At 42.5% G+C, this 10,977-nt stretch carries 7 protein-coding genes; 4 read left to right on the top strand and 3 right to left on the bottom strand.

Features of this window, described 5'->3' with window-relative positions:
• Positions 1–656: hypothetical protein (locus V7K61_RS08655; protein WP_335052735.1), on the bottom strand; the 656-nt coding region annotated here is incomplete at its 3' end.
• A gap of 272 nt (positions 657–928) precedes the next feature.
• On the opposite strand from V7K61_RS08655, the gene gor reads away from it, so the two are divergent.
• The 3 genes from gor to V7K61_RS08640 all read left to right on the top strand — a co-directional run bounded on the left by gor (position 929) and on the right by V7K61_RS08640 (position 4,307).
• Positions 929–2,305 (top strand): glutathione-disulfide reductase, encoded by a 1,377-nt coding sequence (gene gor, locus V7K61_RS08650; protein ID WP_335052733.1) that lies wholly within the window; start codon positions 929–931, stop codon positions 2,303–2,305.
• A 112-nt stretch (positions 2,306–2,417) separates the two neighbouring features.
• Positions 2,418–3,053, top strand: coding sequence for a YqiA/YcfP family alpha/beta fold hydrolase (locus tag V7K61_RS08645; protein ID WP_335052731.1), 636 nt, complete (start codon positions 2,418–2,420; stop codon positions 3,051–3,053).
• Positions 3,054–3,158: 105 nt separating this feature from the next.
• Complete coding sequence (locus V7K61_RS08640) at positions 3,159–4,307, top strand: histidinol-phosphate transaminase (RefSeq protein ID WP_335052743.1); 1,149 nt, start codon at positions 3,159–3,161, stop codon at positions 4,305–4,307.
• Positions 4,308–4,315: 8 nt separating this feature from the next.
• Here V7K61_RS08640 and V7K61_RS08635 read toward each other — a convergent pair whose 3' ends face one another.
• The gene (locus V7K61_RS08635; protein WP_335052729.1) at positions 4,316–4,870 is read right to left on the bottom strand and encodes a hypothetical protein; all 555 of its coding nucleotides are present in this window, start codon (positions 4,868–4,870) and stop codon (positions 4,316–4,318) included.
• A gap of 894 nt (positions 4,871–5,764) precedes the next feature.
• Positions 5,765–6,403 (bottom strand): GNAT family N-acetyltransferase, encoded by a 639-nt coding sequence (locus V7K61_RS08630; protein ID WP_442936304.1) that lies wholly within the window; start codon positions 6,401–6,403, stop codon positions 5,765–5,767.
• A gap of 1,032 nt (positions 6,404–7,435) precedes the next feature.
• Between V7K61_RS08630 and V7K61_RS08625 the strand changes: the two genes are divergently transcribed.
• Entirely contained in the window at positions 7,436–10,966 is a 3,531-nt protein-coding gene (locus V7K61_RS08625) for a response regulator (RefSeq protein ID WP_335052725.1), read from the top strand.
• Positions 10,967–10,977 lie beyond the last annotated feature (11 nt).

The following is a 10,977-nucleotide window of genomic DNA, read 5'->3' as shown; positions in this document are numbered from 1 at the left end:
CCAACACCCGTAACGCCAACAGACCCAACACCCGTAATACCCGTAACACCAACACCTGTAACCTCAACAGATCCAACACCCGTAACGCCAACAGACCCAACACCCGTAATACCCGTAACACCAACACCTGTAACCTCAACAGATCCAACACCCGTAACGCCAACAGATCCAACACCCGTAATACCTGTAACTCCAACACCCGTAATACCTGTAACACCAACACCTGTAACCTCAACAGATCCAACACCCGTAACGCCAACAGATCCAACACCCGTAATACCTGTAACACCAACACCCGTAATACCTGTAACACCAACACCCGTAACACCCGTAACACCAACACCCGTAACACCCGTAACTCCAACACCTGTAACACCCGTAACTCCAACACCTGTAACACCCGTAACTCCAACACCTGTAACACCCGTAACTCCAACACCCGTAACACCTGTAACTCCAACACCCGTAACACCTGTAACTCCAACACCAGTAACACCCGTAACTCCAACACCCGTAACACCTGTAACTCCAACACCAGTAACACCTGTAACTCCAACACCAGTAACCCCAACTGAGTCTCCAAGTACATAAAAATAAAAATTGCTAATGGGGGTAAAAAATGCTCTGCGAACGTCGAAGGCAGTAGGTTTTGTCATAATTTTACGTAAGTCCTGTGGAACTTAGCTGCTCCAATGCGGTAGCACAGACTTATGCTCGACTAGGGGCAGAACTATACAACTGTTAACTACTGCCTACAAGCCGCCAAAGCAAAAAGTGATATTCCCTACGACCAGATAGCATCTGCTAACGCTAGATTAAATCAAGGATAGGACTTACACAGCGTTCACCGGATATCCTTATATAGTTCAATCACGTTCTGTGTGTAAGTTCCCAGGAACTCACTTGTTGCTAAAGAGAACATAAACTTATGACTTTTGATTACGACCTATTTGTAATTGGTGCGGGTTCTGGAGGTTTGGCGGCTTCCAAACGAGCGGCTAGCTACGGCGCAAAAGTGGCAATCGCTGAATATGATTTAGTTGGTGGCACTTGTGTGATTCGCGGTTGCGTTCCCAAAAAACTCATGGTCTATGGCTCTCACTTTCCCGAACTGTTCAGTGACGCTTCAGGCTATGGCTGGAAAGTAGGTAATGCTGAGTTTGACTGGGAATATTTCATTACATCTATAGATAAGGAAGTTCGGCGGCTGTCGCAGCTACACATCAACTTCTTAGAAAAAGCTGGAGTGGCACTAATTTCTGGTCGCGCCACATTGGTAGATCCCCACACTGTAGAAGTTGATGGACGTAAAATTACAGCAGACAAAATTTTAATTGCTGTTGGTGGGCGTCCTGTCAAGCCAGATTTACCAGGGATGGAACATGGCATTACCTCTAACGAAATCTTTCATCTAAAAGAACAACCAAAACACATAGTCATTATTGGCGCTGGTTATATCGGCACGGAATTTGCTTGTATTATGCGCGGTTTGGGTTCTGAAGTGACACAAATTACCAGAGGTGAAAAGATTTTAAATGGTTTTGATGAAGATGTCCGTATAGAAATTGAAGAGGGTATGACGAACCACGGAATTCGCTTGATTAAGAATAATGTGGTGAAAGCAATTGAACGTGTCCCAGAAGGGTTGAAACTGACTTTATCAGGGGATGACCAAGAACCACTAATTGCCGATGTGTTTTTAGTAGCGACCGGTCGAACTCCCAATGTAGATGGATTAGGTTTAGAAAACGCTGGGGTTGATGTTGTCGCCAGTTCTGTAGAAGGGCCTGGATACCCTACCACAAATGCGATCGCAGTCAATGAATATAGTCAAACTAGTCAACCGAATATTTTTGCTGTTGGCGATGTCACAGACCGAATCAATTTAACTCCTGTAGCCATTGGTGAAGGTCGCGCCTTTGCTGATAGTGAATTTGGAAATAACCGCCGCGAATTCAGTCATGAAACTGTGCCCACAGCCATATTTTCTAACCCAGAAGCTGCAACAGTCGGCTGGACAGAAGCCGAAGCACGGGAAAAACTCGGTGATGCCGTCAAAATTTTTCGCACTCGCTTTCGCCCTATGTACCACAGTTTGACTGGTAAGCAAGAGAAGACAATGATGAAGTTGGTGGTTGATGGCAACACCGATAAAGTTCTAGGCGCTCACATGGTAGGTGAAAGTGCTGCTGAGATTATCCAAGGTGTAGCGATCGCAGTTAAGATGGGCGCAACTAAAAAAGACTTTGATGGCACTGTGGGTGTCCATCCCTCAGCCGCAGAGGAATTTGTCACAATGCGGTAATACATAAGAGTTAAGAATTATGAGTTATGAGTTATGAGTTGAAGAAAGAAACTCCCAACTCCCAACTCCCAACTCCTAACTCCTAACTCCTCACTCCTAACTATTTACAACTTTGGACTACATATATCTTCACGGCTTTGCTTCTAGCCCTAAATCTGCCAAAGCGCGGGATATAAGCGATCGCTTTACCCAAATTCACACAAAGCTGAAAATTCCCGATCTCAATGCAGGCGATTTTTCCCAGTTGACAATCACTCGTCAGATCGCTCAAGTTACCGCCGAATTCAACAATGATTCTACACCAGTAACGCTGATTGGCTCAAGTTTGGGTGGTTTAACTGCCGCCCACTTGGGACAGCAAAATTTACAAGTGCAACGCTTAGTTTTGCTAGCACCAGCTTTTCGGTTTTTATCTCATTGGTTGCCTAAGCTAGGAGATGAAGAAGTACAGCGTTGGCAGCAAGAAAAATCTATCATGGTCTACCACTACGGAGAAGAGCAATTAATTCCTTTAAGTTACGATTTCGTCATAGATGCTGCCCAATACCAAGAAAAACTTTTGCAACGTCCTATCTCCACGCTAATTTTGCACGGCAAAAAGGATGAAGTCATTCCTGTCGAAGCTAGTCGTGACTTTGCGCGTTCTCGTCCTTGGGTGCAGTTAATTGAACTCGACAGCGATCACGCCTTGGGTAATGTTATGGAAGAAATTTGGCAGGCAATTCGCCTCTTTTGCCAATTACCTTGAAGTTGTAAAATATTAGACTCACACATAAATAATGTCCTTAGTCATTTGTGCTTTGTTAGTTACTAATGACCAATGACTAATGACCAATGACTAATGACTAAAACTATGCTTCCCTTCATCCGGTCAGATTTAGCCCAATTCACCGCCTATAAACCTCATCCTAGCAGTGATACAGCCAATTCTGTCGCCACACAGTTCGATCGGTTAGATACAAATGAAAGCCCCTACGATTTACCACCTGAGTTAAAAGAGAAGTTGGCGTGGACGTATCAGCAAGTAATTGAAACAAATCGTTATCCTGATGGCGGACATGAAACACTTAAGGATGCGATCGCACAGTATGTCAATGAATCAGCCACCCTCTCATCATCCTTATTTACTGCTGCCAATATTTCTGTTGGTAATGGTTCAGATGAAATTATCCGCTCTTTATTAATCGCCACCTGTTTAGGAGGAGAAGGATCAATTCTCGTTGCCAATCCCACTTTCTCGATGTACGGGATTTTGGCGCAAACTTTGGGCATTCCTGTAGTGGCGGTGGGGAGAAATGAAACAAATTTTGAAATTGACATAAGCGCTGCACAGTCTGCGATGGAACAAACTCAAAATCCCCCCATTCGCGTAGTTTTCGTAGTACATCCAAATTCGCCTACTGCTAACAGCTTGACTGCGGCAGAGTTGGCGTGGTTAAGAAGTTTGCCACAGGATATTTTGATAGTAATTGATGAAGCTTACTTTGAATTCAGCCAAACTACCCTAGCAGGTGAATTAGTACAGCATCCTAATTGGGTAATATTACGCACTTTTTCTAAAGCCTTCCGGTTAGCATCTCTCCGTGTTGGTTATTGCGTCGCTCATCCAGAAGCGATCGCCATTTTAGAAAAAGTTCGCTTACCCTACAATCTCCCCAGCTTTTCCCTAGCAGCTGCCTTAGTTGGTTTACAAAATCGTACACTTTTGCTGGAATCAATTCCCCAAACCCTGAGTGAACGAGCCAAACTCATCGAAATTTTATCCCAGCAACCAGAACTACAAATTACTCCAAGTGCTGCCAACTTTATTTACCTCCGTCTTAAACCAAATGGTTTTAATTCACAAGAAGCTGCTTTAAAAACTTTCCACCAGAAACTTAGAACACTCGGCACTCTTGTACGGCACATTAGTGGAGGATTACGAATTACTGTCGGAACGATAGAAGAAAACGCCCGCACCGTTAATCGAGTAAAAGCTGCTTTGGCAAATTTGTCATCTTAGCAATTTACTCAGTAATTAAACCTGCTATTTACCTCACTGCCCAAACGGCGTACTACTCCCACTGTTTGTGGCAGCACACCTACTAAAAGAGCAAAGGCAACATCCGGCAAAAGAGCCACTATTTCTGGTGGAAAGTATTGTTCAAATTGATCCAGAATCTTCTGAACTCGCTGCCCAGGCAGTGGATTTTCTGTAATTTGTTTGATCAATCGAATCCACTGTCGCCTAATCAAGTAAGCTTTCTGGCGTTCTTCATTAGATTCAGGAGTTAATAAAGAAAGATTACCTATGGGCAGTGCCCTTTGGCAATCACAATCGTAATCCCCACCCACAGCAGCCCCAGGCCCAGCAAACTCTGCATGGTAGCGTTTAAAGAGTATTAATCCATTTCGCCTACGACTATTGACGATGAAAACTTCTCCACTGTGCAAACGTGTAAGGATATCCGAGCTTTGTGATTGCTCAGTTCCGTCTAACATGACAACAGAGTCAAGGAAAGTAGTTTCAGGGTAATAAGTTGATACCATAGAGGTCTGATAGCGTCGATGCTGTTCGCTATCCATGTTTTTTAAACTTTTAATGAATGTTGTTGTAGTATGCACTTCAAAACGGAACTAGCTGTTATATCAAATCAAGTTTTTGAATTCTTTTATTATCAAGACCTTTCTGGTCAATCCAACTAAAAATAGCAATATATAGGCGTTGTTTCAGTAATTGAGTGATTATATTTTATGAGATATAACTAGATTTGTCTGTAAACTATACGAGTGTTTTCTTAAAGTTTTTATAAAGATGAATATATGAATTACAAAGTTTTTATGAGGAAGTAATGATTTCTTGGAACGCGATTTCGCATATCTTCCGATTATAGTCTATTTTCATCTATATTGAATGCTTTCAAAAATTTGTTAACCATAAATTCCAAAAGCTAAATTTAACATTTTTTAATATTAAAAATATTTACTAAAAAGATAATTTGTTTATAGGGACGAGGGAATTTTTCGTAAAAAGTTTAAATCAAATATTCTTCTGAGAAAAAATTATCAAAAGCTATTTACGAAGCGAGTAAATTAACAAATATGTTTTAGTTTTAATTTCTAGGACTCCTATTTAATTGCGTGAAAAAACTCAGTATAACTTAACGAGCCTTCTTTATCGTTAGCTCTTGCCTGCTAAACCAAGTTAGTCATCGAAATCAAAGCGGATTTATATGGATATTTAGCTAATTTTGGCTAGATTTCTAATTAAACCCCGTCCATTTGAAAACCTGGAGTTCTTAAGAAGAGTATATTATTTAGTCCTGGCTTGAGTTTTTAGCTTTCTCTAAGTCAAAATAACTATGCTTCTCAAGGTAGACGTGGTTTAGCTTAGTTTGTGCTTGATTGCCGCTATGAATTACAAATTTTATCAAATTAATTGGAACAGAATACAAAACTTGACAATTGCCAAAACAAAATTCAGATAATGGAATCAGCACTCAGGTGCTTGTGCAATAACATCTGGCTTGAGCGTCTTAGAAAAAATGTATTCCAATTAGATTCGACTTTATGCACTCGATATCCCAGCTTGAAATAAAGCTGTCGTGCTTGATAGTTATTTTCTAAAACATGGAGATATAAGTCTTGAAATCCCCACTCGCGAGAGACTTTTTCACAGCTAGTAAGTAATCCTGAAGCCACACCATGTCTACGGTATTTTGGGTGAACCGCTAAATTAGATAAGTAAGGAAAACCTACACCAACCTGGCTCCATGAATCACTAGTGTAGCGTACACCCATTTCCACACTTCCTACTAAGTTATTAGCTTCACCAGTAGTAGCTTCAAGGGCAACTAAGCAAAGATGACGGGGCGCAGGTGATGCCATTCGATGCCTTAAGTCTTCGTAAATACCCAGACGTAGCAACGGGAAAGCCCATCCCCATATACCCTTGTGGGAGTGAAAGCTTTCAGTAATAATTTGGGCAACATCAATCAAATCAGCAGGTGTAGCTGTACGAATTTGGAATTGGCAGGATGCTGGATCGATTGGCTGTTGGTGGTATGGGTGAAAAAACCGATATTTCAAGGCTAGTTTAGTATTGATTTTATTCAACAAAAATTTTCTCAAATATCCTAAAACAAGATTAAAACTAAATCAGAACTTTATAGAGTTGCCCAGGAGACTTAACTGAACCAATATTGCTAATTCGCTTTTGCTTGTAGATTAAACAAATTTTTACACTTTAGTTTGGAGTTTTATAACCTGCATTTTTGAAAGAGTATTAGGAGTTACAACTTCATAAATCTATAACCTTAAATTCAGTATATTCATTGCATACCTTGTTTTAGGTAGGCAGAATATGAAACTGATTGCCACAAAAACATCTGTAAAGCGATCGAGCTTTGAGCGAGTGGGCAGAGGAATAGCATAACTTGTCTGTAAGCAGCATCTCCAAAATTGTTAAGTAAGTACACTATTGGCAAACTCTAGTTTAAAACCACCCTTGGTTACACTACTGAACTTGTTTTTTGCAGTTACCGCTACACTGATACTACTTTGCTACTAAGTCATTTAAATAGGCTGTACAGGTACTGGGACAAGAATCTGTAAGGTTCCCTAATCCCTAATCTCTAACTCCTCAAGCACTACCACTTGTCTTAATGATAGTTCTGATTGCTAAATTAGAAAGAGGTATTTGTCTAATAGTATACTTTGGCTTTAAATCTTATTGTTCTAATTTCACTGACTCTACCATGACTACCATAAATAAAATTTACCTGCAAGTGTTATTACAACAGCTGTGGAGGGAAAACTTAGTATGCAGCTTTATCTGGATTTTTCAGCTGGCTATGAGCGCTGTATGTATTATCAGACATTGCTCACAGGAGGTGAAAAAAGATTTGGCAAGTAAGCGTCGACTCTGTAACACTAAAACTGACAATGAAAGCAATTACACTGCACCAACGCAAACGGTAATCGGCACAAGCAATTGAGACGAATTTCTGTGAGCAAACGCTCCTACACTCAGCAGTCATGTAGCCAAACAGCCCTATTGGTCGAAATGCTCTGCTCTTACCTGACTCAGAAAAATACTTACCTGATCAGATTATTCTTTATCCGACTGCCGTTGCAGCAGGAAAGCGGTGCATGAAATCCCAAGCAAACAGTAAGCCTAAAATTTTGGTTGTCGATGATGAACCAGACAACCTTGACTTGCTTTACCGCACTTTCTATCGTGATTATAAGGTGCTAAGGGCAACCTCTGGCCCTGCGGCCCTCGATCTGCTGGCTCAAGAGGGAGAGATTGCGGTGATCATCTCCGATCAGCGGATGCCGATGATGAGCGGTACAGAATTTTTGAGCCTAACAGCAACTCAATATCCAGATATTATCCGGATTATTTTAACTGGCTACACCGATGTCGAAGACTTGGTGGAAGCAATTAACGCTGGTAAGGTATTTAAATATGTCACTAAACCGTGGGAAGCGGAGGAACTAAAAGCGGTGGTACGCCAAGCTTTGGATACCCACAATGTCCTCAAAGCTAGAACCCGCGAACTTACTCGCACACTCCGTCAAGAATCGCTGCTGAATACCGTTACCAATACGATTCGCAGTGCTTTAGACTACAGACAAATTTTGCAAGCAATTGTAGACACAGTGGGTCACATGTTGGAGGTGGATGTTTGTCTGCTACGTCCCTTCCAAGATGAGCAGTTGGCGGATAAAGGGTTTATCTATCAGAAGCCTCTTTCTGAAGAAGCAGAGGTGCAGGAGATCGGAGCGGAAGTAGCAGTAAGTCTTTCCTCTCTTCCCGCTATATCCTCTGCAACTCCTCTGCCTCTTTTGGCTCAGACAGTGTGGGAAACCCGCGAAGTTCAGGTAATTCACGATGCGATCGATGATGAGCGTATTCACGGTAATACTCCTGAACTGCGTGAGCGTGGGCAAGCTTTTGCTGCTGCTAACATTTGTTCTAGTTTAGTTGTGCCATTGATCTGCCAACAAGAACTGATGGCGGTGCTAGCGCTGCACCAGTGTTCTGTTCCTCGCTTCTGGGGCGATGATGAGGTGCAGTTAGTTTTGATGGTAGCGGATCAGGCAGCCTTAGCTTTGTCTCAAGCTTATGCTTACGAACAAGTACGTGCCCTTGCCAAGCGAGAGAGCTTGATTAATACGATTACTAGCGCAATTCGCTCTAGCTTAGATCCTCAAGATATTTTTGCGGCAATTACCCAACAATTGGGACAAGCTTTACAAGTTGATGGCTGCGTCTTGTCTTTGTGGACTGAGGAAGATGAGTTTGTTGAGTGTGTGGCCTTGTATGACAGTTTTCAACATCTAGAAAATTTAAGAGCGCCAGCCCCAGACAATAATTCAAGTAGCAATCATCACCTACCAAACCAGAGATTACCCTATTCTCAAGCATCGATCCAGGAAAATCCCATCCTCCAACAAATGCTACAGACACATGAACCTGTGGTGATTGGTAATGTGAGCCATTCTCCCTCAGATGTGCGGGGTTTTGATTTGCCTTTAAAAATGCCAGCGCGATCGCTAATGTTTGTACCATTATTGGCTGATGGTAAATGTATCGGTAGTATTACCTTGCATGAAGGTAAAAAAGTACGCCAATGGTTGCCATCTGATATCGATTTGGCGAAAGCAGTAGCAGCGCAAGCCGCGATCGCTGTCCAGCAGTCACACTTGTATCAAAAAACTCGCCAACAAGCTGAACGCTTACTGGAATTAGACAAACAAAAAACTGAATTTTTCCAAAATATTTCCCATGAGTTTCGCACACCGATTACCTTGATTCAAGGGCCTTTAGAGTCGGCGGTGGCGGCTGGTGAGGGATTATCTTACTCCCAATGTGCGATCGCCCTGCGTAACTCCCGCCGCCTGCTGCGACTGGTAAATCAACTCCTGGATTTACAACGCCTGAATGCGGGGAGAATGCAGCCTAGCTTCCATCCCTGCGATTTAGTCGAATTTGTCAGCCAAATAGTGGAATCTTTTCGTCCCTACTGCGAGAAAAAGAGACTGCATCTCGTCACCCAGCTAGATGAATGTTCGACGGTGTACTTAGACATGGAAAAATTTGACAAGGTGGTTTATAACCTCTTGTCAAATGCCATGAAGTTTACTCCCGAAGGTGGCACGATCGGTGTCAGACTAAAATCTGAGCGCGATCGCTGCATATTACAAGTGCAAGATACTGGAATTGGTATTGTGAAAGAACAAATTCCCCACCTATTTGAGCGCTTTCGCCAAGCTGAAGGTTCAGCCAACCGCTCCTATGAAGGCAGTGGTTTGGGTTTAGCTTTAGTTAAAGAATTAGTAGAATTACATGGTGGTCAAGTTACCGTGGAATCAGTTTATGGTGAAGGTACTACTTTTAGTTTATGGCTAGTGACTGGAAATGCTCATTTACCTGCACAGCAAGTACTAGAAACGCCTACCGAACTGAATACAAGCCGCGCTAGCGTAGAATTAGCTGATTTAGAACTAGTAGAGTCAACAACAGACAATATTGAAGATATTACAATAAACCTCTCCCCCAGTGTTGATACTCAAGACTCAGCACATAAGACTCAGCACTCAATTTTAGTTGTAGATGACAACCCCGATTTACGAACCTATGTATCTGAAATTTTCCGCCGTAATGGCTATCATGTACAGACAGCTCGTAACGGTCATGAAGGGCACAGTAAAGCGAAGGAAATTCTACCCAGCTTGATTGTGACTGACTTAATGATGCCGTTAGTGAGCGGACTTGAGATGATTAAGATGATCCGCAATGAGGAGACATTGAAAGGAACACCAATCATTCTGCTGACAGCGAAAGTAGATGAGGAAACCCGCATCGAAGGTACAGAACATGGCGCGGACGCTTATTTAGCAAAACCATTCAACGATCGGGAACTTTTGGCAGAAGTTCGGAATCTTTTAGCGTTGAAAGAAAATGAACGGCGAATTGTGGAGTTAAACACTTATCTAACAGAATCGGTGCTAAAGCGCTTTTTACCGGCTGTATTGGTGCAAAAAGCCGCAACCGGAGATTTAACGTTAGATTTGCGCCCAGAACCACGCTTAATTACAGTTTTATTTAGTGACATTGTGGGTTTTACACAACTATCAAATACTCTCAGATCCCGACGAGTCGCAGAGTTGCTAAATGAATATTTAGAAGCCATGACCAAGGTTGTATTTGGCAATGGCGGCACTGTAGATAAATTTATGGGAGATGCTATCTTAGCTTTATATGGAGCGCCGGAAGAACTAACACCCAATGAACAAGTGCGTCGTGCCATTAATACAGCAAGAGCAATGCACCGTTCATTGGCTGACTTGAACCAGCGCTGGCGAGATCAAGGCGTATTTGATGGCGACAGACTTACTAGCGTACAGTTTCGGTGCGGTATTCACCAAGGTACTGCTGTTGTGGGGATGTTTGGTAGCGCTGAACGTGCCGATTATACTGCTATTGGCCCAAGTGTAAATATTGCTGCAAGGTTGCAAGCTGCCGCTCTTCCCGGTACGATCCTGGTTTCTGCTGCCGTGGCAGATTATTTGCAGGAAGGAGAAATTACTAAAGGGAGTCCGCTAGAACTTAAAGGAGTAGACGAAACAGTTTTGACTTTCGCTGTTTCGCCAGAGGTAATGGTTAATCGCTAAAATTTAGACTG

The sequence above is a fragment of the Nostoc sp. genome (genome assembly GCF_036918015.1).
Classification (GTDB): domain Bacteria; phylum Cyanobacteriota; class Cyanobacteriia; order Cyanobacteriales; family Nostocaceae; genus Nostoc.
Note: the sequence above shows the minus strand (reverse complement) of the source record. Positions and strands in the feature narration are given on the sequence as shown.